The 24,427-nt window shown below is 64.0% G+C and carries 29 protein-coding genes; 9 read left to right on the top strand and 20 right to left on the bottom strand.

The window, feature by feature from the left end; genetic code table 11:
• Nucleotides 1-47: 47 nt before the first annotated feature.
• Together proC and ABB27_RS11825 are read right to left on the bottom strand one after the other, a co-directional pair.
• A complete protein-coding gene (gene proC / locus ABB27_RS11830; RefSeq protein ID WP_057628912.1) occupies nucleotides 48-908 on the bottom strand; it encodes a pyrroline-5-carboxylate reductase in 861 nt (286 codons plus the stop codon).
• Nucleotides 909-927: 19 nt separating this feature from the next.
• Nucleotides 928-1,590 (bottom strand): YggS family pyridoxal phosphate-dependent enzyme, encoded by a 663-nt coding sequence (locus ABB27_RS11825; protein ID WP_057628911.1) that lies wholly within the window; start codon nucleotides 1,588-1,590, stop codon nucleotides 928-930.
• Between the two features lie 95 nt (nucleotides 1,591-1,685).
• Between ABB27_RS11825 and ABB27_RS11820 the strand changes: the two genes are divergently transcribed.
• Entirely contained in the window at nucleotides 1,686-2,723 is a 1,038-nt protein-coding gene (locus ABB27_RS11820; protein ID WP_057628910.1) for a type IV pilus twitching motility protein PilT, read from the top strand.
• 119 nt (nucleotides 2,724-2,842) lie between these two features.
• Nucleotides 2,843-3,973, top strand: coding sequence for a PilT/PilU family type 4a pilus ATPase (locus ABB27_RS11815; RefSeq protein WP_057628909.1), 1,131 nt, complete (start codon nucleotides 2,843-2,845; stop codon nucleotides 3,971-3,973).
• A gap of 483 nt (nucleotides 3,974-4,456) precedes the next feature.
• Here ABB27_RS11815 and ABB27_RS11810 read toward each other — a convergent pair whose 3' ends face one another.
• Complete coding sequence (locus ABB27_RS11810) at nucleotides 4,457-4,993, bottom strand: DNA-3-methyladenine glycosylase I (protein WP_057628908.1); 537 nt, start codon at nucleotides 4,991-4,993, stop codon at nucleotides 4,457-4,459.
• A gap of 77 nt (nucleotides 4,994-5,070) precedes the next feature.
• On the opposite strand from ABB27_RS11810, the gene ABB27_RS11805 reads away from it, so the two are divergent.
• The 4 genes from ABB27_RS11805 (at nucleotide 5,071) to ABB27_RS11790 (ending at nucleotide 8,572) form a co-directional block, all read left to right on the top strand.
• On the top strand, nucleotides 5,071-5,637 hold the full coding sequence (locus ABB27_RS11805; protein WP_057628907.1) for a YqgE/AlgH family protein: 567 nt from the start codon (nucleotides 5,071-5,073) through the stop codon (nucleotides 5,635-5,637).
• Nucleotides 5,630-6,097 carry a Holliday junction resolvase RuvX gene (gene ruvX, locus ABB27_RS11800; RefSeq protein WP_057628906.1) on the top strand — a complete coding sequence of 156 codons (468 nt, stop codon included), beginning with the start codon at nucleotides 5,630-5,632 and terminating at the stop codon, nucleotides 6,095-6,097. Before ABB27_RS11805 ends, ruvX begins: the two co-directional genes overlap by 8 nt.
• 17 nt (nucleotides 6,098-6,114) lie before the next feature.
• Entirely contained in the window at nucleotides 6,115-7,065 is a 951-nt protein-coding gene (locus tag ABB27_RS11795) for an aspartate carbamoyltransferase catalytic subunit (RefSeq protein ID WP_057628905.1), read from the top strand.
• Between the two features lie 76 nt (nucleotides 7,066-7,141).
• A complete protein-coding gene (locus ABB27_RS11790) occupies nucleotides 7,142-8,572 on the top strand; it encodes a hypothetical protein (protein WP_152984549.1) in 1,431 nt (476 codons plus the stop codon).
• A gap of 375 nt (nucleotides 8,573-8,947) precedes the next feature.
• On the opposite strand, the gene ABB27_RS11785 is transcribed toward ABB27_RS11790, so the two are convergent.
• From ABB27_RS11785 to ABB27_RS11715, 16 genes are all read right to left on the bottom strand, one after another.
• Nucleotides 8,948-9,211 carry a hypothetical protein gene (locus tag ABB27_RS11785; protein WP_057628903.1) on the bottom strand — a complete coding sequence of 88 codons (264 nt, stop codon included), beginning with the start codon at nucleotides 9,209-9,211 and terminating at the stop codon, nucleotides 8,948-8,950.
• 121 nt (nucleotides 9,212-9,332) lie between these two features.
• Complete coding sequence (gene mgtE, locus ABB27_RS11780) at nucleotides 9,333-10,694, bottom strand: magnesium transporter (RefSeq protein WP_057628902.1); 1,362 nt, start codon at nucleotides 10,692-10,694, stop codon at nucleotides 9,333-9,335.
• Nucleotides 10,695-10,825: 131 nt separating this feature from the next.
• The gene (ptsP, locus tag ABB27_RS11775) at nucleotides 10,826-12,544 is read right to left on the bottom strand and encodes a phosphoenolpyruvate--protein phosphotransferase (protein ID WP_057628901.1); all 1,719 of its coding nucleotides are present in this window, start codon (nucleotides 12,542-12,544) and stop codon (nucleotides 10,826-10,828) included.
• 49 nt (nucleotides 12,545-12,593) lie between these two features.
• Nucleotides 12,594-12,863: an HPr family phosphocarrier protein gene (locus ABB27_RS11770; RefSeq protein WP_057628900.1), complete on the bottom strand. Its 270-nt coding sequence runs from the start codon at nucleotides 12,861-12,863 to the stop codon at nucleotides 12,594-12,596.
• A complete protein-coding gene (locus ABB27_RS11765) occupies nucleotides 12,856-13,248 on the bottom strand; it encodes a PTS sugar transporter subunit IIA (protein WP_057628899.1) in 393 nt (130 codons plus the stop codon). The genes ABB27_RS11770 and ABB27_RS11765 overlap by 8 nt, the downstream gene beginning before the upstream one ends.
• Nucleotides 13,249-13,335: 87 nt before the next feature.
• Nucleotides 13,336-14,214, bottom strand: coding sequence for an RNase adapter RapZ (rapZ, locus tag ABB27_RS11760; RefSeq protein ID WP_057628898.1), 879 nt, complete (start codon nucleotides 14,212-14,214; stop codon nucleotides 13,336-13,338).
• The gene (gene hprK, locus ABB27_RS11755) at nucleotides 14,211-15,161 is read right to left on the bottom strand and encodes an HPr(Ser) kinase/phosphatase (RefSeq protein WP_057628897.1); all 951 of its coding nucleotides are present in this window, start codon (nucleotides 15,159-15,161) and stop codon (nucleotides 14,211-14,213) included. Before hprK ends, rapZ begins: the two co-directional genes overlap by 4 nt.
• Nucleotides 15,158-15,610 (bottom strand): PTS sugar transporter subunit IIA, encoded by a 453-nt coding sequence (locus ABB27_RS11750; protein ID WP_057628896.1) that lies wholly within the window; start codon nucleotides 15,608-15,610, stop codon nucleotides 15,158-15,160. The genes hprK and ABB27_RS11750 overlap by 4 nt, the downstream gene beginning before the upstream one ends.
• A 25-nt stretch (nucleotides 15,611-15,635) precedes the next feature.
• Nucleotides 15,636-15,950, bottom strand: a complete 315-nt coding sequence (gene hpf / locus ABB27_RS11745; RefSeq protein WP_057628895.1) for a ribosome hibernation-promoting factor, HPF/YfiA family — start codon at nucleotides 15,948-15,950, stop codon at nucleotides 15,636-15,638.
• A gap of 59 nt (nucleotides 15,951-16,009) precedes the next feature.
• The gene (locus ABB27_RS11740; RefSeq protein WP_057628894.1) at nucleotides 16,010-17,443 is read right to left on the bottom strand and encodes an RNA polymerase factor sigma-54; all 1,434 of its coding nucleotides are present in this window, start codon (nucleotides 17,441-17,443) and stop codon (nucleotides 16,010-16,012) included.
• Between the two features lie 41 nt (nucleotides 17,444-17,484).
• The gene (gene lptB / locus ABB27_RS11735) at nucleotides 17,485-18,204 is read right to left on the bottom strand and encodes an LPS export ABC transporter ATP-binding protein (protein WP_057628893.1); all 720 of its coding nucleotides are present in this window, start codon (nucleotides 18,202-18,204) and stop codon (nucleotides 17,485-17,487) included.
• Between the two features lie 116 nt (nucleotides 18,205-18,320).
• Entirely contained in the window at nucleotides 18,321-18,515 is a 195-nt protein-coding gene (locus ABB27_RS19730) for a hypothetical protein (protein WP_152984548.1), read from the bottom strand.
• 101 nt (nucleotides 18,516-18,616) lie between these two features.
• The gene (lptA, locus tag ABB27_RS11730) at nucleotides 18,617-19,132 is read right to left on the bottom strand and encodes a lipopolysaccharide transport periplasmic protein LptA (RefSeq protein WP_083491278.1); all 516 of its coding nucleotides are present in this window, start codon (nucleotides 19,130-19,132) and stop codon (nucleotides 18,617-18,619) included.
• Nucleotides 19,110-19,676, bottom strand: a complete 567-nt coding sequence (gene lptC, locus ABB27_RS11725; RefSeq protein ID WP_057628891.1) for an LPS export ABC transporter periplasmic protein LptC — start codon at nucleotides 19,674-19,676, stop codon at nucleotides 19,110-19,112. Before lptC ends, lptA begins: the two co-directional genes overlap by 23 nt.
• A complete protein-coding gene (locus ABB27_RS11720) occupies nucleotides 19,676-20,221 on the bottom strand; it encodes a KdsC family phosphatase (RefSeq protein ID WP_057628890.1) in 546 nt (181 codons plus the stop codon). Before ABB27_RS11720 ends, lptC begins: the two co-directional genes overlap by 1 nt.
• 62 nt (nucleotides 20,222-20,283) lie before the next feature.
• A complete protein-coding gene (locus ABB27_RS11715) occupies nucleotides 20,284-21,285 on the bottom strand; it encodes a KpsF/GutQ family sugar-phosphate isomerase (protein WP_057628889.1) in 1,002 nt (333 codons plus the stop codon).
• Nucleotides 21,286-21,337: 52 nt separating this feature from the next.
• On the opposite strand from ABB27_RS11715, the gene ABB27_RS11710 reads away from it, so the two are divergent.
• The 3 genes from ABB27_RS11710 to ABB27_RS11700 are packed head-to-tail and all read left to right on the top strand — an operon-like array spanning nucleotide 21,338 to nucleotide 23,187.
• Entirely contained in the window at nucleotides 21,338-21,568 is a 231-nt protein-coding gene (locus ABB27_RS11710; RefSeq protein WP_057628888.1) for a BolA family protein, read from the top strand.
• A 39-nt stretch (nucleotides 21,569-21,607) separates the two neighbouring features.
• Nucleotides 21,608-22,882, top strand: a complete 1,275-nt coding sequence (gene murA / locus ABB27_RS11705) for a UDP-N-acetylglucosamine 1-carboxyvinyltransferase (RefSeq protein ID WP_057628887.1) — start codon at nucleotides 21,608-21,610, stop codon at nucleotides 22,880-22,882.
• A complete protein-coding gene (locus ABB27_RS11700) occupies nucleotides 22,879-23,187 on the top strand; it encodes an EF-hand domain-containing protein (RefSeq protein WP_057628886.1) in 309 nt (102 codons plus the stop codon). Before murA ends, ABB27_RS11700 begins: the two co-directional genes overlap by 4 nt.
• Nucleotides 23,188-23,742: 555 nt before the next feature.
• On the opposite strand, the gene ABB27_RS11695 is transcribed toward ABB27_RS11700, so the two are convergent.
• Nucleotides 23,743-24,426 carry a DUF3108 domain-containing protein gene (locus tag ABB27_RS11695; RefSeq protein ID WP_057628885.1) on the bottom strand — a complete coding sequence of 228 codons (684 nt, stop codon included), beginning with the start codon at nucleotides 24,424-24,426 and terminating at the stop codon, nucleotides 23,743-23,745.
• Nucleotide 24,427 lies beyond the last annotated feature (1 nt).

Raw genomic sequence — 24,427 nt, 5'->3', positions numbered from 1 at the left:
CAGATCTCTACGAGTGCACGCACATGCATTGGTGAAAAAAATGCAGATCAATCGTTCGCAGCGGACAGTTCCTTGCCGCGTTTGGCTGCGGCATCGATGGCGCGCGCGGTCAGCGCTTCAAAGCCACCGGCCTGGAAGGTTTCGATGGCGGCCTGGGTGGTGCCGCCAGGCGAGGTCACGCGGCGGCGCAGTTCGGCCGGCGCTTCGCCGGCTTCGGTCAGCATGCGGGCGGCGCCGAGGATGGTGTCCAGCACCAGCGTGCGTGCCGCATCTGCGGGCAGGCCTTGTTCCAGCGCTGCCGCTTCCATGGCTTCGGCCAGCAGGAATACATAGGCCGGACCGCTGCCGGAGACCGCGGTTACCGCATCCATCTGGGTTTCGCTTTCGATCCACACGGTGCGGCCGGCGCTGGCCAGTACCTGCTCGGTCTGCGCGCGCTGCGCGGCGGACACGCGTGGGTTGGCAAACAGGCCGGTGACGCCGGCACCGAGCAGGGCAGGGGTGTTGGGCATGGCGCGGACGATGGCCTGGTTTCCGCCCAGCCAGCGCTCCAACTGTGCGGCGGTGATGCCGGCAGCGATCGAGGCGACCACTGGTTGCCTGCTGGACGCAATGCTGGCCAGTGCCTCGCAGACGCTCCGCATCACCTGCGGCTTGACCGCCATCAGCCACAGCCCGGCATGGCCGGCGGCGGCTTCGGCCGTGTCATGGGTGTGGACGCCGAAGTCCTGTGCCAGCGCCTGGCGCAGGGAGGCGACCGGCTCGGCCACATGGATGCGGCTGGCGGCCATGCCGCGGCGCAGCAGGCCGGCGATCAGGCTGCGGGCCATGTTGCCGCCGCCGATGAAGGCGACATCAGTGTTGGGAAGCTGGGTGTCGGGGAGATCTGCGTGCTGGGTGCTGGTCATCAATCCAATCTCGGGACGATCAAGGGGAGGGGCGCTGGCCGAACAGCGCGGTGCCGACTCTGACCATGGTCGAGCCAGCGGCGATGGCCTCGGCGAAATCACTGCTCATGCCCATCGAAAGTGTATCGACCTGCGGGTGGTGCGCGGCCAGGCCGGTAAACAGCGCCTGCATCCGCGCGAACGCGGCCTGGCGCTTGGCCGCTTCCGGGAACGGTGCCGGGATCGCCATCAGCCCGCGCAGGCACAGCCGCGGTTCGTTGGCGACGGCCTCGGCCAGCCCGGCAATCTGCTCGGGGGCACAGCCGTGCTTGCTGTCCTCGTCATCGATGTTGACCTGGATCAGCACGTTGAGGGGGGGCAAAGCGGCCGGGCGATAGCGGGCCAAAGCGCCGACCAGCTTGGCCCGGTCCACCGTCTGCACCCAGTCGAAGACCTGTGCGGCCAATTCGGCCTTGTTGGACTGCAGGTGGCCGATCAGATGCCATTGAAGCCCCAATGCGGTCAGTTCGGCGATCTTGGCAGCAGCTTCCTGCACATAGTTTTCACCGAAGGCGCGCTGTCCTTGCCCGGCCAGGGTCGCCACCGCGATGGCCGGCTGCAGCTTGGAAACGGCCAGCAGGCGGACCGGGTGGGAGGGGCCGGAAGCCGCCTCGATCTGCTGCCGGAGGGTGGCCAAAGACACGGTTTGCAAAGCATCAACCTCTTACGTGGGAAGGCTATACTGCCCGCCAGGGGAAACACCTTACAGATACTCGCAACGCAGGGGACAGAGCGCGTATGGATATCGCTGAACTATTGGCGTTCTCGGTCAAGAACAAGGCCTCGGACTTACACCTTTCCGCCGGCCTGCCGCCGATGATCCGCGTGGACGGTGACGTCCGCCGCATCAATATCCCGGCGCTGGACCACAAACAAGTGCATGCGCTGGTGTACGACATCATGTCGGACAAGCAGCGTCGTGACTACGAAGAATTCCTCGAGGTCGATTTCTCGTTCGAGATTCCCTCGCTGGCGCGCTTCCGTGTCAACGCGTTCAACCAGAACCGTGGTGCTGGTGCGGTGTTCCGTACCATTCCCTCGGAAGTGCTGACGCTGGAAGACCTGGCGTGTCCGCCGATCTTCCGTGAGCTGATCGAGCAGCCGCAGGGTCTGATCCTGGTCACCGGCCCGACCGGTTCGGGCAAGTCGACCACGCTGGCGGCGATGATCGACCACATCAACAAGAACGAATACGGTCATATCCTCACCGTCGAGGACCCGATCGAATTCGTGCACACCTCGCAGAAGTGCCTGATCAACCAGCGCGAAGTGCACCGCGATACGCACGGCTTCAACGAAGCACTGCGCTCGGCACTGCGTGAAGACCCGGACATCATCCTGGTCGGCGAATTGCGTGACCTGGAAACCATCCGCCTGGCACTGACCGCGGCCGAAACAGGCCACTTGGTGTTCGGCACGCTGCACACCAGCTCGGCCGCCAAGACCATCGACCGTATCGTCGACGTGTTCCCGGCCGGTGAAAAGCCGATGGTGCGCTCGATGCTGTCCGAGTCGCTGCGCGCGGTCATCTCGCAGGCGCTGCTCAAGCGCGTGGGCGGCGGCCGTATTGCCTCGCACGAAATCATGGTGGCCACCCCGGCCATCCGTAACCTGATCCGCGAAGACAAGGTGGCGCAGATGTACTCGGCCATCCAGACCGGTCAGCAGGTGGGCATGCAGACCCTGGATCAGAATCTGCAGGATCTGGTCAAGCGCAGCCTGATCACGCGCAACCAGGCCAAGGAATACGCCAAGGACAAGCGTCTGTTCGAGTAATGCCGGCACTGCCGGATGGGTTATTCGAGATTGGATATTGGCCAAGGCGGGATATCGGCAGGAACGGCGCGCAAGCCCGTTCCTGAGCCCCGGATCCCGGCTCCTACAGGGAACTTCCCATGAGTACTATCGACTTCACCTCGTTCCTCAAGCTGATGGCGCACCAGAAGGCGTCGGATCTTTTCATCACCGCCGGCATGCCGCCGTCGATGAAGGTCAACGGCAAGCTGTCGCCGATCACCCAGACACCACTGACGGCACAGCAGAGCCGCGATATGGTGCTCAACGTGATGACGCCGGCGCAGCGCGAGGAATTTGAAAAAACCCACGAATGCAACTTCGCCATTGGCGTGTCCGGCGTGGGCCGCTTCCGTGTGAGCTGCTTCTACCAGCGCAACCAGGTGGGCATGGTGCTGCGTCGAATCGAGACGCGCATCCCCACCGTCGAAGAGCTGAGCCTGCCGCCGGTGATCAAGACGCTGGCCATGACCAAGCGCGGCATCATCCTGTTCGTCGGTGCCACCGGTACCGGTAAGTCGACCTCGCTGGCGGCCATGATCGGCTACCGCAACCAGAACTCGACCGGTCACATCATCACCATCGAAGACCCGATCGAATTCGTGCACAAGCACGAGGGCTGCATCGTCACCCAGCGTGAAGTGGGCATCGATACCGACAGCTGGGAAGCTGCGCTGAAGAACACCCTGCGCCAGGCGCCGGACGTGATCATGATCGGCGAAATCCGTACCCGCGAAGGTATGGACCACGCGGTCGCATTCGCTGAAACCGGCCATCTGGTGCTGGCAACGCTGCACGCCAACAACGCCAACCAGGCGATGGACCGCATCATCAACTTCTTCCCGGAAGACCGCCGCAACCAGTTGCTGATGGATCTGTCGTTGAACCTGAAGGGTGTGGTCGCGCAGCAGCTGGTGCCGACCCCGGATGGCAAGAGCCGCCGTGTGGCGATGGAAATCCTGCTGGGCACGCCGCTGGTACAGGACTACATCCGCGACGGCGAGGTGCACAAGCTCAAGGAAGTAATGAAGGACTCGGTGCAGCTGGGCATGAAGACCTTCGACCAGAGCCTGTTCGAGCTGTACCAGGCCGGCGAGATCAGCTACGACGACGCCTTGCGTTACGCCGACTCGCAGAACGAAGTGCGCCTGCGTATCAAGCTCTCGCAGGGCGGCGACGCCAAGACCCTGTCGCAGGGTCTGGACGGCGTGGAGATTGCCGAGGTTCGCTGATTCTGGCGGACGGGCCGGTTTGAAGAGCCGCTCCTTTGGGGCGGCTTTTTTTTTGGGGTTGCGGGGAAGATCAAGATCAACGGTACCCCTCCCGAACCCTCCCCTTCGCTATGCGAAAGGGAGGGGCCAGAGTAGAGCAAAGCCAAAGCCAAAGCCAAAGCCAAAGCCGGAGCCGGAGCCGGAGCCGGAGCAGAAGCAGAAGCAGAAGCGGCAGGAGCTCAAGCCGAAGCCGCTCTTCCCCCTCCCTTTAGCGCAGCGAAGGGGAGGGCCGGGGAGGGGTGCTTTGGCTCTGGCTTTCAATACCGTAGCCCGGGTAAGCGCAGCGCACCCGGGGCTGTTGGCGGCGAACCTGAAAGACCTGCAAGATCCCTGCTACCGGGTGCGCTGCGCTTACCCGGGCTACCGAACTGATGTTGCTGAAGTACCTTGCTGGTCAGGAGGGCTTCTGCTCAAGCTCCTGAGCTTCCAAAAACCCCAAAACCCCTACCGCCCCATCCAAGCCGGCCCAATCGCCGCAATCCGTACCATCACCGGGCAATCCTCCCGATGCGCGCCCGGCAGATAGCCCAGGCTCATCAGGAATTCGCCGGTGATCTCGCCACCGGTGAAACGAAAGGTCTTCTTGAACAACTTCACCCACTCCGCCTTGGTCAGCGGGTGGTGCGCATCCAGCCACTCGGCAAAGCCGCCATGGGATGCACGCAGGCCCTGGATCACCTGCGCGTTGTGGATCGCAGCCAGCACCTTGAGCCGGTTGCGGATGATGCTGGCGTCGGCCATCAGGCGGGCGATATCGGCCTCTCCGTACGCGGCCACCGCATCCACGTCGAAGCCGCTATACGCATTGCGGAAACCTTCGCGCTTGCGCAGGATGGTTTCCCAGCTCAAACCGGCCTGGTTGATCTCCAGCAGCAGGCGCTCGAAGAGCTCGTGTTCATCCCGTTGCGGGAAGCCATACTCGTTCTCATGGTAGGGCCCATGCACGGGGTGGCCCGGGGCGATATCACAGTAGTAGCTCATGGGCATCTCCGCGTTAAGGGAACCCGGATTATCACCGCTGCGAAGCGTCCGGCGGCCGCAGCCGGTAGAATGCGCACATGTCTGCGTTGTCGCCCCCTCTATCCAATCACCTGCTGGTGGCGTTGCCATCGCTGGTCGACCCGCTGTTCGCACGTAGCGTGGCGTTGATCTGCCAGCACGATGACAACGGCGCGATGGGCGTCGTCGTCAACCAGCCTTCCGATTTCACCCTGGGCGACGTGTTCGCGCAGATGGAGATCGACACCGACGATGGCGACCTGCGCGCCGTGCCGGTGCTCAATGGCGGCCCGGTCCACACCGAGCGTGGTTTCGTCATCCATGACGATGCCCGCGCTTGGGATTCCAGCCTGAAAGTGGCCGACGGCCTGTACCTGACCACCTCCCGCGACATTCTCGAAGCCATGGCCCGAGGCGAAGGTCCGCGCAACGCGCTGGTCACCCTCGGCTGTGCCGGCTGGAGCCAGGGGCAGCTGGAACAGGAACTGGCGGAAAACAGCTGGCTGACCGTGCCTGCCGATGCCGCCGTGCTGTTCGAAACCCCCTTGGACGAGCGCTGGCAGCTTGCCGGCTCGCGGATTGGTGTGGATCTGTTCCTGGTCACCGGGTATAGCGGCCGTGCTTGAGCCCAGCGTACTTTCCACCAGCAGCACAGTACTGGGCTTCGACGTTGGCTCGCGCCGCATCGGCGTTGCCATCGGCAGCTCGCTGGGCGTGGGCGCACGCGCCCTTGCGGTGATCGATGTACATGGCAATGGCCCGGACTGGAACGCGCTGGATAAGCTGCACAAGGAATGGCGGCCGCAGGGCATGATCGTCGGCGACCCGCTTACCCTGGAAGGCGAAGACCAGCCCAACCGCAAGCGCGCGCATGCCTTTGCCCGGCAGCTGCAGCAGCGCTACAAGGTGCCGGTCTTGCTGGTGGATGAGCGTTCCAGCTCGGTCGAGGCCGCGCAGCGGTTTGCCGTGGAGCGTGCCGAAGGCCGCAAGCGCCGCCGCGATGCCGCCAATCTTGATGCCGTGGCCGCTGCCGTCATCATCGAGCGCTGGTTGTCCGCGCCGCACGAAGCCACCCCTATTTCCTGACTGTCGAAGACCCCGCCATGACTGCTTCGCAACTTGATGCCCAAGGACGCCTGCGCCACCTGCTGACCCTGGATGGGTTGCCCCGCGAAACCCTGTTGCAGCTGCTCGACCGCGCCGGTCAGATCCGCGATGCCGCCGTTGGCCGCATCAACAACAAGCGCGCGGTGCTGGCGGGCACGGCGGTATGCACGCTGTTCTTCGAACCCTCGACCCGCACCCGCAGCTCGTTCCAGCTGGCGGCGCAGCGGCTGGGCGCCGATGTGCTGAATTTCGATGCCTCCACCTCCTCCGCGCGCAAGGGCGAAACCGCCTGCGACACGCTGAAGAACCTTGAGGCGATGGGCGTGCGTGGTTTCATCGTGCGTCACCCGGACGACGGCGCCGTGACCGAACTGGCCGGCGCCGCTGGCGAGGGTACCGCGCTGATCAATGCCGGCGATGGCCGCAGCGCGCATCCCACCCAGGGCCTGCTCGACATGCTGACCCTGCGTCAGGCCAAGGGCAGCGATTTTTCCAAGCTTAAAGTGGTGATCGTGGGCGACGTGAAGCACTCGCGTGTGGCCCGCACCGATCTGCAGGCGATGCGCACCCTGGGCGTGGGCGAGATCCGCGTATGCGGCCCGCAATCGCTGCTGCCGGACGACGAAACCCTGAAGGGCTGCGTGGTCGGGCAGGATTTCGACGCCATGCTGGAAGGTGTTGATGCGCTGATGATGCTGCGTCTGCAGCGCGAGCGCATGGAGGAAGGGCTGGTGCCGTCGTTGGAGCAGTACCACGCCCAGTACGGCCTCAATGGCGAGCGCCTGCAGCGTGCGGCCAAGGATGCGGCGGTGCTGCACCCGGGCCCGATCAACCGCGGCGTGGAAGTCACCGACGAAGTGGCCGACGGCCCGCAGTCCTGGGTACTGCGCCAGGTCGCCAACGGCGTTGCCGTGCGCATGGCCGTGCTGGAAACCCTGCTGGGTTGAGTTGAGGGTGGATGCCTTGCCGGCTCTTCCGTTGGAGGGCCGTGATGCCTGCGGACAGCATTTGGGAGTAATGCGTATGGATACGAATTCGGCTGCTCGTCCGGTCAGGTCAGATCTACTGGCAATCGTAGTGCTGTTGGGATTTGCCGCCGTGATCTGGGTGCCCGCGCTTTGGACCCCGTACTGGGGCGATGACTACATGTTTCTGCATGCGGCGCGGCTGTCCAATCTGGCGAATCAGCCATGGTCGGAGGTCTTTTGGCCATTGCAGCCAGAAGTGTTCTGGCGGCCGCTGTCGCAGACGGCGTGGTGGCGTGTAGTAGAAGGCACCATGGGCGGCAACGTGCTAACCGCACATGCAGTCATGCTTGTGCTGCATTTGATTGCCGCCTTGGGTGTTGGTGTATTGGGGTGGGCCATGGCGCGTGTCGCCGGCTGGCCTGCCCGTTGGGCGGTTGCCGGCTTGAGCGCAGGCTTGTATGGCGTGCTTGCGGTCAGTCTGCTGACGGTGCATTGGGTTGCTGCAGCGAACAGCCCGTTGCTTGTGCTGTTCACTGCCGTACTGCTTGCATCCTGGTTGGCAGCCTCCACCGCAACAGGTATGGCACGGCTGTTGTTGCTGGCGGTGGTTCCCTGTCTGCTTGTTCTTGCCTTGTTGAGCAAGGAGTCGGCAATTCTGATGCCGCTGCTCATGCTGATGATCAGCCTGTTTGTCGGTGTGCGCCTGCGTCGTGGTGAATGGTTGACCGTTGTAGTCTGCGTGGTCGTTTGCGCCGTGTGGCTTTGGCTGCGCGACAAGGCCACCGTTCCGCCTGTTCAGCAGTACGGGTATGCATTTGGTGGCAACCTGGTCAGGAACGGGGCTTCATTCGGGGCGTGGTTGCTCAATGTGCCGCGCGAGGCGCTGCGCATGATCGCTACCGATGGGTTGTTCAAAGGCGCGCTATGGGCGTTGCTGGCAGCGCTGCCGGTAGTGTTGAGCTGGACGTTGGCGGTATCGAAGGGTGGCTGGCGGCGATTGCAGGGCCGTCAGTGGGTGTTGGTGCTGGCGGTTGCAGTGGTGGCTTACACCCCCTATTTCCCGTTGATCTGGAACAGTTACGAGTACTACGCAGCGATCTCGGCGATCCTGCCGGCCATCGCGCTGGCGCGGCTGCTGCAGGGGCGGCGGGTTGCGGTGGTTGCGGCCGTGCTGATGGGTGTATCGGGCTGGTTGGCGGTGGCGGGGACGCGTTTACTTGACCATCCAGGCCTTATCGGTCGCGCGCGGTGGGCGGAAACCTCGTTGCAGCAGCTTGCCGGGCAACAATTGAAGGCTCCGCTGTGGGTGCGGGTGGCGGACGATCAACGCTTCGCTGCGATGGGCGTGCATGGCCTGGCATGGCGATTGGGCGTGCCGCTGGAGCAGATCCACAACGTGGATGTGTGTCCGCAGAGCGTTGAAACCGGCACCTGTCTGGAGATGGATGCGGAAGGGCAGTGGAGTCACCACCCGGTGGCTCCTTGAGCCAGGTTTGTTCGATGGTGTGCCGGAGTTGAAGGTCCGGTGTCGCGTGCTGCCTTGTGCCGGGGGCGTAGGGCAAGGCTTGGCTTTAGGCTTTCAGGAATGTTGGCTTCGCGGCTTACGCCGCTCCTACATGACGGTTGGTATTTGCTTGTAAAGCCCCTGCCGAGCATGGCTCGGCACTACGCCGTTGCCTGCCTCCCTCCCTTGCGCCGAAGGCGTAGGGGAGGGCTGGGGAGGGGTTGGCTTTTTTTGCGGCTTTCGAGCTGTGCCAGCTTCGCGGCTTACGCCGCTCCTACACGATGGTTGTATTGCAGGTAGAGCCCCTGCCGAGCATGGCTCGGCACTACAGGGCGGGTGCTGCTGTGTGACCTGCAGTTAGTCGCGCGGTGCCATTGCCAGGATGGCCAGCTGCTGCTGGGCTTCTTCGTTGCCGGCCGCGGCAGCGGCCTGCATCTGCGTCAGGTCGGGGTGCTGTACGACCAATAGCGGGTACTCGCATTCGGGGCAGGCGTACTCGGTCTGCTCGTCGTGCAGTTCCATTTCCATCTGCCGGGAGTTGCCCTTCCATTCGCAGGCGGGACAGTTGTGCACGTCCTCGCGCCAGCCGGTCTGGTAGTAGTCGTTGACGGTGATGGTCATGGGGAAGCCTGAAACAAGGGCGTTGAAGTGTAGCCCGGGTAAGCGCAGCGCACCCGGGGCTTTCCGCGAAGAACTCCCGGGTGCGCTGCGCTTACCCGGGCTACGGTTCTACCTGCGGCGATCAGTGCAACAGCACCAGCGTGGCCAGGCCGAGGAAGGTGAAAAAGCCCATCGAGTCGGTTACGGCGGTCAGGAAGATGCCGCTGGCCAGCGCCGGGTCGAAACCCAGCCGCTTCAGCGTCAATGGCACCAATACACCGGCCGATGCGGCAAACAATAGATTGAAGGTCAGCGCGACGCCGATCACCAGCGACAGCCCGGGCATGTGGAACCAGGCCAGCACGATCAGGCCCAGCACCGTGCCCAGCACCACGCCGTTGAGCAGGGCTACGCGTAGCTCTTTCCACAACAAGGTGCGGGCATTGGAGGCGCCCACCTGGCCCAGTGCCAGGCCGCGGATCATCAGTGCCAGCACCTGGGTGCCGGCGTTGCCGCCGAGGCCGGCGACGATCGGCATCAGCACCGCCAGCGCCACCAGCTTGTCGATGGTGCCTTCAAAGTGGCCGACCACGCTGGAGGCGAGGAAAGCCGTGCACAGATTGACCGACAACCACATCAGGCGCCGGCGCATGGCACGCCAGACCGGGCTGAACAGGTCCTCGTCCTCGTCCAGGCCGGCCGCGCCCAAGGCCTGGTGTTCGGCCTGGCCACGGATGATGTCGACCACGTCATCGATGGTGATGCGGCCGATCAGGATGTTGTTGTCATCCACCACCGGTGCCGAGACCCAGTCATGATCGGAGAACTGGCGGGCCACTTCGTCGGCGCTTTCGCCCACGTCGATGGCCGGCTGTTCGTCGTCGATCAGGCGGTTGATCGGGGTGGTGTCTTCGTGGGTGACCAGCGAGGCCAGCGACAGCCGGCCCAGGTACTGGTGACGCCGGCTGACCACGAACAGGTGATCGGTGTGGTCGGGCAGCTCGCCGCGCAGGCGCAGGTAGCGCAGCACCACATCGACATTGACGTCGGCGCGCACGGTGACCACGTCCGGGTTCATCAAGCGGCCGGCGGTGTCTTCCGGGTAGGACAGCACCTGCTCCAGCCGCTCGCGGTTCTCGCGGTCCATCGACTTGAGTACTTCGTCGATGACGGTGTCGGGCAGGTCCTCGACCAGATCGGCGAGATCGTCGATGTCCAGGTCTTCGACCGCGGCGATGATCTCGTCCGCGTCCATGTCCGCCAGCAGGCTTTCGCGCACGTCTTCACCGACATGCACCAGCACCTCGCCGTCGTCCTCGGCATCCACCAGCCCCCACACCACTTCACGCTTGCCCGGCGGCAACGACTCCAGCAGGTTGCCGATCTCGGCCGGCGAGAGCGTGTTGACCAGACGGCGCACCGGCCCCAGACGGCCGCTGTCCAATGCATCGGAAAGCAGGCGCAGCTGGCGTGCGGTCTTGTCGTGGCGTACGGCTTCAGCCATGCGCAGCTCCCGGTATGGTGATGGCCGCAGTCCGTGGCGGGTGAGCGCCATCGGCGGTGTTTAGCCCGCCATTATCACGTGCGGCGCGCGGGCTTGCATATAACCGGCGCTGCCGGATTTTGTTGCCGGACTCAACTACCGGCGGTGGTGGTGATCCAGCGTTCAATGCCGCGGCGGTCGCGTGCAGCCAATAACTGCGGCGCCTGCTGGCGCAGCGCGCCAAGATCCACCTCGCGGATGGCGCGACGGACTTCCAGCAAGGTGGCCGGGTGCAGGCTGAACTCGGTCAGCCCCAAGGCTAGCAGCAAGGCTGTCATGCGCGCGTCACCGGCCATTTCACCGCAGACCGCCACCGGCGTGTCGTGCCGCTGGGCGGTTTCGATCACCTGCCGCAACAGCCACAGCACCGCTGGATGCAGCGGCGAATACAGCTCGGCCACGGCATCGTTGTTGCGGTCGGCGGCCAGCAGGTACTGGACCAGGTCATTGGTGCCGATCGACAGGAAGTCGACCTGGTCGATGAAGGTTTCCAGTGCAATGGCGGCCGCCGGCACCTCGATCATCGCCCCGACCGGAATGTTCTCGGCCACTTCATGGCCATCATTGCGCAGGATCGCGGTCAGCCGTGACAGGCGCCGGCGCACGGCCATGATTTCCTCGCGGGTGGTCAGCATCGGGATCAGGATGCGCAGCGGACCATAGCCGGAGGCACGCAGGATGGCCCGCAACTGGGTATCGGATACCTTGGGCCGGGCCAGCGACAGGCGCACGCCGCGCAGGCCCAGCGCAGGGTTTTCCTCGCTGCTCAGCACCAGCCCGGTGCGGTCGGCCTTGTCCGCGCCCAGGTCCAGGGTACGTATGGTGACCGGGCGCCCGCTCATGCCCAGCACGGTGTCGCGGTAGACGTGGAACTGTTCTTCTTCGTCAGGCAGCTGGTTGCGCTGCATGAACAGGAATTCGGTGCGGTACAGGCCCAGACCGCGGGCACCCAGGGCATGCGCCTGGGCCACGTCGTCATGGGATTCGGCGTTGGCCAGCAGGGTGATCTCCGCGCCATCAAGGGTGCGGGTCGGCTTGGCCCGCAGGCGGCCGAGTTCACGCTGCTCGCGTGCCAGTTCTCGTTGCCGCAGGCGGTATTGGCGCAGGTCGTCGGGGCCGGGATCGACCACGATCTCGCCACTGCCACCGTCCAGTATCAGTACGTCGCCATCGCTGACTTTCTGCAGTACCGCGTTGGCGGCCACCACCAGCGGCATATGCAGGCTGCGCGCGAGGATGGCGCTGTGCGAAAGCACGCTGCCGGCGCTGCTGACGATGCCGACCACGCCTTGCGACTGCAGCTGCGCCAGCTCCGAGGGCGCGACGTTCTCGCAGACCAGGATCTCGCCGGCCAGGCCCTTCATGGTGGTGGTGCGTTTGTGCAGGAAGGACTGGATGCGACCGATCACATGGTCCAGATCGTCCATCCGGCTTTTCAGGTAGGCGTCTTCCATGCCTTCGAACACCTGCGCCAGCCGGTCGCGCTGGATGCGCAGGGCGTGGCTGGCGCTGTAGCGCTTGCTGCGCACCAGCTCATCCAGCGCAGTCAGCAGCTCGGGGTCGTCAAGCAGCATGGCGTGCAGCTCGAGGAATTCGCCCACTTCCGCGGGCAGCGCACCCTGCAGGCGGGTACGCAGCTCGCGCATTTCCTGGCGCGCCGCATCGGTGGCGCGGTGCAGGCGTTCGAGTTCGTGTTCCACCGCATTGGCGGCGACGCGTTTTTCGCCGATATCCTGCACATGTGGCAAGCGCACACGGGCACGGCCCAGCGCCGAGCCACGGGAAGCGGGCAGGCCAAGTAGACGGTTCACCGTTGCCGGCTCCGTATCTTGGCTGCCCCCGCGTGCGCGGCGTTGCGCATCAGTTGTCCTCGTCGAAACGACGCTCGAACAGGGCGGCTACCGCCTCCAGTGCTGCCGCTTCGTCCTCGCCGTCGACCCGCACCGTGACCGGTGTGCCCTGGGCGGCGGCCAGCAGCATCACGCCCATGATGCTTTTGGCGTTGACCTCGCGGCCCTTGGCCACCAGCGTGGCATTGGCGCGGAAGCCGGACAGTACCTGCACCAGCTTGGCGGTGGCACGGGCATGCAGGCCCAGCCGGTTGGAAACCATGAGTTCTTGTTCAAGCATCGTCGGTGATGACTCCATTGCGAGCGCCCGCCGCCGCAGTGGCGGGCAGTTGGTCCAATCCCTGTTCCGGATAGTTCATTACCCGCAGCAACATCGCCAGACTCAAACCCGATACACGCCGCGTGGGAGTACCCAGGCGGGCCAGCTGGCCGGCAAGATTGCTGGGGCTGGCGCCGTACAGATCGGTCAATATCAACACGCCACCATCGCCTTCAACCCGGCGCATCGCCGCCGAAGCGGCGGGCAGCAGGGCATCCAGGTCGGCGTCGAAAGGTACTTCGAACGCTTCGGTTTTCAGCGGCAGGTGCCGCAACAGGGTGGTCGCCACTTCCAGCAGGGAAGTGCCGATACCGGTGTGAGTTACTAGGAGAATGCCGCAGGTCATCCCTGAACGTTAACAGGTCGGAGCAAGTCCGCGATAGCGTCTAAAACTGTCTTCTGTGTGTCATTCAGGGCTGTCCTGCCGCGCCTTTCAATCCTGTTCGCGATGGAAGGTGGCCACGTCCTGCCAGCCGCGCTCGCGCGCATGCCGGGCCAAGCGTTCGGCCAGGTAGACCGAGCGGTGTTTGCCGCCGGTGCAGCCGAAGGCGACGGTGACATAGCTGCGGGTTTCGCTGCCCAGCTTGGGCAGCCAGGTATCGAGCAGATCCTGCAGCTGGGTGACGTAACGCACCACGTCGGGTTGGGCGTCCAGGTACTCGCGGACCTCGCGGTCGCGGCCGGTCAGTGAGCGTAGTTCCGGGTCCCAGTGCGGATTGGGCAATACCCGCGCGTCGAAGACGAAATCCGCCTCGGCCGGCACGCCGCGCTTGTAGGCGAAGGATTCGAACAGCAACGACAGCTTGTTTTCGTGGCTGAGCGCGAAATCGGTGATGACCCGGCGCCGCAGCTGGTGGACGTTGAGGCGGGTGGTGTCGATGACCGCATCGGCCTCGCGGCGCAGCGGCGCGGTCAACTCGCGTTCGCGGGCGATGGCTTCGGGCAGCGACAGGCCCAGGTGGCTGAGCGGGTGGCGGCGGCGGGTATCGGCATAACGCGCCAGCAAGGTGTCATCGTCGGCTTCGAAGAACAGCAGGCGCGCATCGATGCCGTAATCCAGCGCGGTCTTGCGCCAGGTGCCCAATTGGCTGAGGTCGCTGCGGCCGCGTACATCGATGCCGACAACCAGCCGTTTGGGGCTGTTTTCGTCGCGTTCGCCGAGCACCCCGCGCACGAACTCGGGCAGCAGGTTTACCGGGATGTTGTCCGAGCAGTAGTAGTCCAGGTCTTCAAAGGTCTTCAACGCCACCGATTTGCCCGAGCCGGACAAGCCGCTGACGATGATCAGTACCGATGCAGGGTGTGCACTCATGGACTACGTTGCTCCAACAGGTTGCTATGGCGGGCGATGAACATCGCCGCCGGGTCGATGCCCTTGGTGCGCAGGATGTGCAGGCGGGTGGCGGCCTCGGTGAGCACCGCCAGGTTGCGCCCGGGCATCACCGGCAGGGTGATCAGCGGCACGTCCAGGTCCAGCACATGACGCTTGCCCGAATCGCCGGTAAGGCGCTCATAGCCGTAGCTGCTGGGTTCGGTCATGGGCTTGGTCAGGTGCACGATCAGGCGAAGATACTTGTTCTTCTTTACAGAGGTGTCACCAAACATCTGCCGCACATTCAGCACGCCCAGGCCGCGTACTTCCAGCAGGTCCTGCAGCAGCTCCGGGCAGGTGCCGTCGAGCACGTCAGGGGCGATCTGGGTGAACTCGGGGGCGTCATCGGCGACCAGCCGGTGGCCACGCGAGAGCAGCTCCAGGGCCAGTTCGCTCTTGCCCGAGCCGGCTTCGCCGGTGATCAGCACGCCAATGGAGTAGATCTCCATGAATACGCCATGCAGGATGACCCGCGGCGCCAGCGTGCGGGCCAGATGGTAGCTGAGGTGGTTGAGCAGTTCGTGGCCGCGTCGCGGCGAGACCCATAACGGGGTCTGCGATTCGTCGGCGGCCGAGCGCAGGTCTTCCGGGCAGCCATGGCTCTTGGTGATGACCAGCGCCAGTGGCCGTGCCTGGATGATGCGCTCGATCACTTCCCAGCGCTGCCGCGCATCCAGCGAATCGAGCCAGGTCAGCTCCTCGGTGCCGAGGATCTGCACTTTGTTGGGGTAGATGGTGTTGAGGTAGCCGGCCAGCGAGGGCCGCCGCGAGACGGTATTGCCCGCCTCCAGTTCACGTTGCGAGCCGGCATGGCCGGCGACCCAGCGCAGATCGAGCTTTTCGCGCTGCTGGTCGAACAATTCCTGGGCGGTGATGCTGGTATTCATCCGCTGCGCGCCTGTTGCGGGTGGGTGATGATGTGTTTGAGGGCCTGGGCGTCGGGGGCAACGCGCAGCGCCTGGCGGATGTCGGCGTCGGAGAAGATCTCCGCCAGCTCCGACAGCAGCATCAGGTGTTGGTGGGTGTAATGCGCAGGCACGGCCATCGCAAAGACCAGATCCACCGGTTCATCACCGCCGAAATCAACCGGTTCCTGCAGTCGCAGCAGGGCGCCGCGGGGCGCCTGCAAGGTATCCGAGCGCCCATGTGGGATGGCGATGCCGTGGCCTATGGCCGTGCTGCCAACGTTTTCACGCTCGCGCAGGCTGAGGAAGAGGCTGTCTGCGCCGGCCTCGCGGCAGGCAAGCAGGCGGGAGGCAGCAATCAGGGTGCTGTCTCGATCAGCGACCGCGAGTACCTGGGTACTCACGGCCGCCATCAGGTCGGTCAACGGCATGTTGGCTTACGGCTGGGTATAAAGATCAGCCATTGTCGCGCAGAGCATGCGATGCGTGGGGAAGATGCTTTTCCTTGTGCTTTATGACCAGCCGGTCGAGCTTGTCGGCCAATACGTCAATGGCTGCATACATGGTGGTGGCAGCCGCATCGGCGTGCAGGGTGCGCCCGGGTAGATTCACCGTGGCGACGACGAGGTAGTCAGGCTTGCGGGTGGACAACTGGACGCGGACTTCGCAGTGCTGGTCGAAATGCCGACCCAGCCGTTCCAGCTTTGTTTCCACGTATTCCTTCAGAGCAGGCGTGACTTCAACTTGCTGGCCATACGTCTCGATACGCATCGGATTCCTCCTGTGGTTCGGGGTTGCCTAGATGAACCCTGCGCTGCCCAACGAATGCTTCAGACGATGCGGACGCGTTCGTGAGAGGCACAGATGTTCATGGCCTCACGATACTTCGCAACGGTGCGCCGCGCTACCGGTATGCCACTGGTTTTGAGCATTTCAGCCAGCTTGGCGTCAGAAAGCGGTTTGCGCGGGTTTTCCGCATCGATCAGGTTGCGGATCATCGACTGGATCGCCGTGCTGGAGGCCTCACCGCCGCCCTCGGTATCGATGCCCGAGGCGAAGAACGCACGCAGCGGCAGGGTGCCGCGCGGAGTACGCACGTATTTGCGGGCGATGGCGCGCGAAATGGTGGATTCGTGCAGTTCCAGTTCGCCAGCGATTTCACGCAGTGTTAGCGGACGCAGGGCCTGTTCGCCGAATTCCAGAAAACCGGCCTGGTGATGCAGCAGGCTGGTGACCACCCGCAACAGCGTTTCGCCACGGGCCTGCAGGCTCTTCAGTAGCCAACGCGCTTCCTGCAGCTGTGCGCGCAGGTAGCTGGCATCGGCATCGCCGCAGCGGCGGATCAGTTGTTCGTAGCCATGGTTGATGACCACGCGCGGACCGGCGTGCCCGGCCAGTGCGCAGCGCCAGATGCCGCGTTGGCGCCAGACCACGCAGTCGGGCACGACATAGGTGTCCGAGCTCATCTGGCCCAGTTGTTTGCCCGGGCGTGGATCAAGCGAGCGCAGCAGCTGCACCGCTTCTTCCACGTCGGCTACCGGTTGTTTGAGTTCCTGCGCGATACCGTTGATGCCTGCGCGCGGAAGTCGTTCCAGCGGGCCGTCGGCAATGCGCCGGGCCAGCGCCAGTGCGGGCGTGTCGGCGGGCAGTGTGTCCAGTTGCAGCGCAAGGCATTCGCCCAGGTTGCGGGCGCCTACGCCGGCCGGATCGAAGCGCTGGATCTGGCGCAGGACCGCCACGATCTCGTCTTCGTCGGCATGGATCTCGGGCAGCAGGGTCTGGGCGATGGCGGACAAGGGCTCGCGCAGATAGCCGTCTTCGTCCAATGCATCAATCAGCGCCACGCCGATGGCGCGGTCGCAGCGGCCCAGATGGGTCAGGTGCAGTTGCCACAGCAGATGGTCGGCGAGGGTGTCGCCGTCTTCGGCCTGTTCGCGCTCACTGTTGTCGCCATCGTCGTCGAACGAGCCCGAGCGCGCGCTGCTCCAGTCTTCATCGCCGCCATCCCAGTCTTCGCCGTCGGCGTTGATGTCGCCTTGCGCGGGATCGATCGGGGTTTCGTCGCTGGAACTGCTGGATGGGCTGTCGTCGCCATCACTGCCTTCGGTGTTCTCTGCCCATTCCAGCAGTGGATTGGTTTCCACCGCTTCGGTCAGTTCCAACTCCAGCTCGGTACTGGACATCTGCAGCAAGCGGATGGCCTGACGCAACTGCGGCGTCATGACCAAGCTTTGTCCCATCGATGTCTGCAGCCGAGCTTTCATGCCTGATCCGTCCGGGAAGGGGCCCGACGTGGCGCTGCGGCTCAGAGGGTGAAAGCGTCCCCGAGATAAACACGGCGTACGTCGGTATTTGCCAGCAGATCTTCTGGTGCCCCCTGCGCCAGTACGCTGCCCTCAGCGAGGATATACGCCCGGTCGCAGATTCCCAAGGTTTCGCGCACATTATGGTCGGTGATCAATACGCCGATGCCGCGTTGCTTGAGGTGGGTCACGATGCGCTGGATCTCGCCGACCGAGATTGGGTCGACGCCGGCAAACGGCTCGTCGAGCAGGATCAGGCGCGGCCGTGCCGCCAGTGCGCGGGCGATTTCGCAGCGGCGACGTTCACCACCGGACAGGCTTGCGCCGGCCTGGTCGGCAACATGGCTGATCTGCAGTTCTTCCAGCAGCGAGGACAGTTCACGCTCGCGGCTGGCGGTGTCCAGGTCTTCGCGCAGCTCCAGCACCAGCCGGATGTTGTCGGCCACACTGAGCTTGCGGAACACCGACGGCTCCTGCGGCAGGTAGCCGACGCCGAGCTTGGCGCGTTCGTACATGGGCTCATTGGTGAGGTCCTTGCCGTCGAGCATGATGCTACCGGCATCGGCGGCAACCAGGCCGACGATCATGTAGAAACAGGTGGTCTTGCCGGCACCGTTGGGGCCGAGCACGCCTACCACTTCACCGGCATCCAGGGTCAGCCCGAAGTCCTTGACGACTTCGCGGTTCTTGTAGCGCTTGCGGAGGCCTTGGGCAACGAGCATTGTCTGTGGAATTTCCAGTTTTATAGGGATTTGTAACTCAAGACGGTCAGCGAACAGTTCCGCTGACCGCCATTTCAATCGTTCAAGCTGTTTTGACTAGCTCAGTTTGGACCGAATTATTGGCGTTTGGGTAGAAAAACAACGTGAACCCTGCCGCCAGCGCTGTCTGAAACCTTGGTGCCATTGACCACGCAACTATTGTCGCAGGTGGTCGCCACTCCGCCGACAACTACAGTTTCCCTTGCATTGGCTGAAAAGGAAAAGCCGATAGCTATAACTGCAGCTATATAAGTACAGGTGAATTTTCTCACGTTTATCTTCCTTGCATTCGAGGGATTGGTGTGCAAGCGCAGGTTGCTGCTTGCACATTCCTTATTTCACTCGCGATCAATGAAGAGAAGTGCGGAAAAGATCATTTCGTAGATGGCGTCGTGGATTTTGGTTGAATCACGGTGCGTACACGGGTGCCGTCGCCACCGCTCTGCATCGCGCCACTACGGGTGTTGTAGACCATGCGCTGGCCGGCGTTGGTGCCGCGCTCTGATTCAACCTTGTAGTTGCCGATCAAGGTCAGGTTCTCAGCTTTGATGTCGTAGTCGATACGGTCAGCGACAGCGTTCATCCAGGTGCCATCATCCAGCTGCTGCTTCAGCTGGGCCTGCTTGCCAATGAAAACCGCGCGCACAATCTCGCCATCGGTCATGTACAGCTCAGCCTCGGCAGAACGCAGTTCCAGTGTTCCCTGGGTGATGATCACGCCCTGTGAAAGGGTGGTTTTGCCATTTCCATCCAGCGTGCCGGATTGTTGTCCTGCATCTATGTTCATCGGCTGATTGCGGTCCGACGCCTTGGACCACGCAAGGCCGGGAGCGAGCAGGGCGACGAGCAAGGTGATCGACGCGAGCTTAGCGGGCAGCATTGGGTTCATAGCGGGTCTTGGCCTGGGAAAGGAAGGAGTATTGCTTGGTTTTAAGATTGGTCTGGAATCCAACGCCGCTTTGGTTGAGGCCAGGGCGTGTCATGGTGACGCGGCCATCGGTGCGCGCCAGATCCTGCTCGGTCAACACGTCCAATGCGTCGGTGCGGAAGGTGGTGGGCGGGGTCTTGCCGTCCTTCGGGCTGTCGCCGGCGACATTGCCGCGCAAGCGCAGTTCTTCGCCCTTGGGGCTGACCCAGCCGGTATCGGCGCGCAGTTCCCAATGCTGTCCGGCCGCATCGGGTAACAGGAACAGGGGTTTGTCGATGGTCGAGGTCTGGTCGGCACGGCTGCGCGCCATTGACGGTGCGCGCAAGGTGACCGATTCGTGGCCTTCCTTGTCCAGGGTGACGATCTCGAAATCGGTCAGGGTGAAGTCGGTACTGCCTTCCTCCACCGCGGAGGGCGCGGTGTTGGTGCGGTTGCGCCATGCCGACCAACCGCTGAGCACGGCCGCCAGCAGCAGGCCGATACCAAGAATGGAACGCCAACTCATCAGGAGAACCTCGCCAGGACCGCGTCCAGTTTGCCCTGCGCGGCCAGCAATACGTCACATAGCTCGCGCGCTGCGCCACGGCCGCCCTGGGCGCGGGTTTGCCAATGCACGCGTTCGGCAATCCACGGATGGGCATCGCCCGGTGCCACCGCCAGGCCTACCGCACATAGCGGGGCCAGGTCGGGCAGGTCATCGCCCATGAAGGCGACCTGGTCCAGGCCGATGCCGTGCTGCTCGCACAGGGCGCGCACGCTGGCCAGCTTGTCGCCCACTGCAATCTGCGTATCGATGCCCAGATCAGCGCCTCGGCGCTGCGCCGACAAGCTGTTGCGGGCGGTGATCAGTACCGGGTGGATGCCGTGCTGCTGCAGCAGTTTCAGGCCCAGACCGTCCTGCACGTAATAGGCCTTGCTCTCGTTGCCGGCATGGTCATAGAACAGCCGGCCGTCGGTCAGGGTGCCGTCCACGTCAAAGCAGGCCAGGCGGATGGCGCTGGCGGTGGCGTGCAGATTGGCGGGGAAAAGCGCGAGCGGCGAGTAGGGCATTGGTAGGCAGTATCCGTTGCGGCAGGTCGGGCCTTGGCCCGAGACCGTTGATTGTGCGGGGTTTAAACCACTTTTGCCCGCAACAGGTCATGAATGTTCAGGGCACCGACGGGGTGGTTATCGCCATCGACCACGATCAAACCATTGATCTTGTGGGTTTCCAGCAGGCGCGCGGCTTCGGCGGCCAGCTGATCGGCGCCGATGGTACGCGGGTTGCGGGTCATCACCTGGGCAATGCTGGCGGTGCGTACGTCCAGATCGGTGTCCAGGGCGCGGCGCAGATCGCCATCGGTGAACAGGCCCACCAGCTTGCCCTGGGCATCGACCACGGCGGTCATGCCCAGCCGCTTGCGGCTCATTTCCATCAAGGCCGCGCTGAGGCTGGCATCGTCGCTGACGCTGGGCAGATCTTCGCCTGAATGCATCACATCGGTGATGTGCAGCAGCAGGCGCCGGCCAAGGCTGCCGGCCGGGTGCGAGCGGGCAAAATCATCGGCGGTGAAGCCGCGTGCATCCAGCAGGGCCACGGCCAGCGCGTCGCCCATCGCCAACGAGGCGGTGGTGCTGGAGGTCGGGGCCAGTGCCAGAGGGCAGGCTTCATGGTCCACATTCACGTCCAGATGCACGTCGGCAGCCAGTGCCAGGCTCGATTGCGGCCGGCCGGTCATGGAAATCAGCGGGTTGCCCTGGCGCTTGAACACCGGCAGCAGGGTCAGCACCTCGTCCGATTCACCGGAATAGGACAGCGCCAAGACCACGTCATCTTCGGTGATCATGCCCAGATCGCCATGCCCGGCTTCGCCCGGGTGCACATAGAACGACGGCGTGCCGGTGGAGGCCAGGGTTGCGGCGATCTTGCGCGCGATATGCCCGGATTTGCCCATGCCGGTGGTGACCACGCGGCCGCGCGAAGCCAGTACCAGGCGGCAGGCAGCGGCGAATTCGGCGCCGATGCGGCCACCCACCCGGTCCAGCTCGTCGCGCTCGATCTCGAACACACGATGACCACTGGCCACCAGGTCGGCGTCGCGCAATGTATCCAGGGAAAGCGGGGAAGCAGCCATACGGATGCCACTCGGATAGTAGAATGGGGGTTCATTTTATTAGGAAAGCGCTTTGGACGCCGAGACCATCCGAAATCTGATCGAAGCCGGCCTGCCGGGCGCCCGCGCCGACGTGCAGGGCGACGACGGGGTGCACTTCGAGGCCACGGTGGTCTGTGAGGCATTTGCCGGCAAGCTGCCGTTGGCGCGCCACCGCATGGTGTATGCGACGCTGGGCGACTTGATGGGCGGGGCGATCCACGCCTTGGCGCTGAAAACCATTACCCCGGGTGAAGCCGGCTGAGCCGGCGCACTCTCTTTTCCTTATACCGGCCTTAAATCCATGGCGAAAATCGTAGTCACCGGCGGCAATGCGCTGAACGGTGAGGTTCATATCTCCGGCGCCAAGAACGCCGTCCTGCCGATCCTGTGCGCAACCTTGCTGGCCGATGCGCCGGTGGAAATCACCAACGTGCCGCATCTGCACGATGTGATCACCACCGTGAAGCTGCTCGGCGAGCTGGGCGCCAAGGTCACCATCGACCAGGGCACGCTGTCGCGCGGCAGCGCGGTGGTGGTCGACCCGCGTACGGTTGATCAGCATGTCGCGCCGTATGAGCTGGTCAAGACCATGCGCGCCTCGATCCTGGTGCTGGGCCCGTTGCTGGCCAAGTTCGGCAAGGCCGAAGTGTCGCTGCCGGGCGGTTGCGCCATCGGTTCGCGCCCGGTTGACCAGCACATCAAGGGTCTGCAGGCGCTGGGTGCGGAAATCAGCGTCGAGAACGGCTTCATCAAGGCCCACGTCGATGGGCGCCTGAAGGGCGGCCGCTATACCTTCGACATGGTCAGCGTCACCGGCACCGAAAACGTGCTGATGGCTGCAGTGCTGGCTGACGGCACCACGGTGCTGGAAAACGCCGCGATGGAGCCGGAAGTAGCCGATCTGGCGCATTGCCTGATCGCCCTGGGGGCGAAGATCGAAGGCGTTGGCAGTGCACGGCTGGTCATCGAGGGCGTCGAGCGCCTGCACGGTGGCCGCCACGCGGTGCTGCCGGATCGCATCGAAACCGGTACGTTCCTGGTAGCCGCGGCGATGAGCGGCGGCCGCGTCACGGTGCGCAATGCGCGCCCGGACACGATGGATGCGGTGCTGCACAAGCTGACCGAAGCCGGCGCTGAAATCAGCACCACCGAGGACAGCATTACCCTGGACATGCACGGCAAGCGGCCCAAGGCGGTGAACATCACCACCGCGCCGCACCCGGCATTCCCGACCGACATGCAGGCCCAGTTCATGGCAATGAACTGTGTGGCCGATGGTGTGGGCGTGATCAAGGAAACCATCTTTGAGAACCGTTTCATGCACGTCAACGAGCTGCTGCGGCTGGGTGCGGATATCCAGATCGAAGGCCATACCGCGATCATCCGTGGCGTTGAAAAGCTCAGTGGTGCGCCGGTGATGGCGACCGACCTGCGCGCATCGGCCTGTTTGATTCTTGCCGGTTTGGTGGCGGCTGACGAGACCAGCATCGACCGCATTTACCATCTTGATCGTGGCTACGAAAACATTGAGGAAAAGCTCAGTGGGCTCGGTGCCAACGTGCGGCGGATCGCGTGATCCTCAAGGGCCGTTTCACCCCGCGTCGCAAGGCCCTGCTGGGCCTGGTGCTGTTGGCCCTGGCCTGGTTGGGCTGGGGTTGGTACAGCGGCGTGGCCATCACCCAGGGCGTGGAGAAGGAACAGATGGACTGGAATGGCGACGGCCAGGTCAGTCGTGACGAGTTCCTGCAGGCGTTCTATGCGGTGCAGGTGAAAGACAGCGAAGAGGGTGATCGCCAGTGCCGCAGTTTCATCTGGCGCAGCACGGGCGAAGAATTCCGTCGCGATTGCCGCACGGTGTTCAAGAAGCCGGCGGCAGAGTAAGCGTAGCCACTGTAGTGCCGAGCCATGCTCGGCAGAGGCGTTACCGGCAGAGCCCATTGCCGAGCATGGCTCGGCACTACCTGCTCCCTCCCTTTCGCGTAGCGAAGGGGAGGGTTGGGGAGGGGTAGCTCTTCGCGCGCTGACGCAGCTTCAGCTTCGCGGCTTACGCCGCTCCCACAATGCGCGTCTTCTGTAGTGCCGAGCCATGCTCGGCAGAGGCTTTACCGGTAGAGCCCCCTTGCCGAGCATGGCTCGGCACTACCTGCTCCCTCCCTTGCGCGCAGCGAAGGGGAGGGTTGGGGAGGGGGTAAGCTCTTCGCGCGCTGACGCAGCTTCAGCTTCGCGGCTTACGCCGCTCCTACAATGCGCGTCTTCTGTAGTGCCGAGCCATGCTCGGCAGAGGCGTTACCGGTAGAGCCCCATTGCCGAGCATGGCTCGGCACTACCTGCTCCCTCCCTTTCGCGCAGCGAAGGGGAGGGCTGGGGAGGGGGAGCTTCACCGCTTCTGGTTAAGCCCCTTGCCGAGCATGGCTCGGCACTACCTCCACCTCGGGCTTACTGGATCGACTTGATGGTCAGGTCCAGGGCGTCCTGGCCGTTTTCACGCTGCAGCAGGCGTGCCGGTACCGGCATGCCGGGGACGATCCAGGCGATCTGTTCCTTGTTGCCGTCCACGCGCGAAACCTTGGTGGCTTCCTGCTGCTTGCCGGCAATGGTCATGGTTTCCTTGCCGATCACCCGGTAAGTCATCGGCTTGATGCGGCCATCGTCGACCATGCGGTAGTTCAAGGGCTTGCCGTCGCTGACGTCGCGGGCGATCGCCAGGTTGATCAGCAAGGCGTCCATGTCGCCGTTCTGCAGGCGGATCGGGCCGGCGCGCTCGGGTTTCACATCGCCGGTCCAGGTGGCCTGGTTGCTGGTCCAGTCATAACGCGCGTCCACCTGCTTGCGCTTGATCAGCACCACCGAACGATCGTGGCTGCTGAGCGGGCGCAGTTTGCCGCCGTGCTCGTCAAATACGGTTGCCTGGCTCAGATCGGCCATCGGGTTCTTGATCTGCAGGCTGTAACGCCATTGGTTGTTACCGGCCGGAGCGACCGTCATCACGCCGTTGGCCTGCATGCCCATGTAGCTGGCCTGGTAATTGGCGGTGAACGGCTCAATCGCCAACGCCGGCAAGCTGGCCACGGTCAACGCGGCGGCGGCGAGGAAACGCAGGGGGCGACGGGAATGCTTCATG

The sequence above is a fragment of the Stenotrophomonas terrae genome, from assembly GCF_001431465.1.
GTDB classification, from domain to species: domain Bacteria; phylum Pseudomonadota; class Gammaproteobacteria; order Xanthomonadales; family Xanthomonadaceae; genus Stenotrophomonas; species Stenotrophomonas terrae.
The sequence above is the reverse complement of the archived record's forward strand: the minus strand, read 5'-3'. Positions and strand labels throughout refer to the sequence as shown.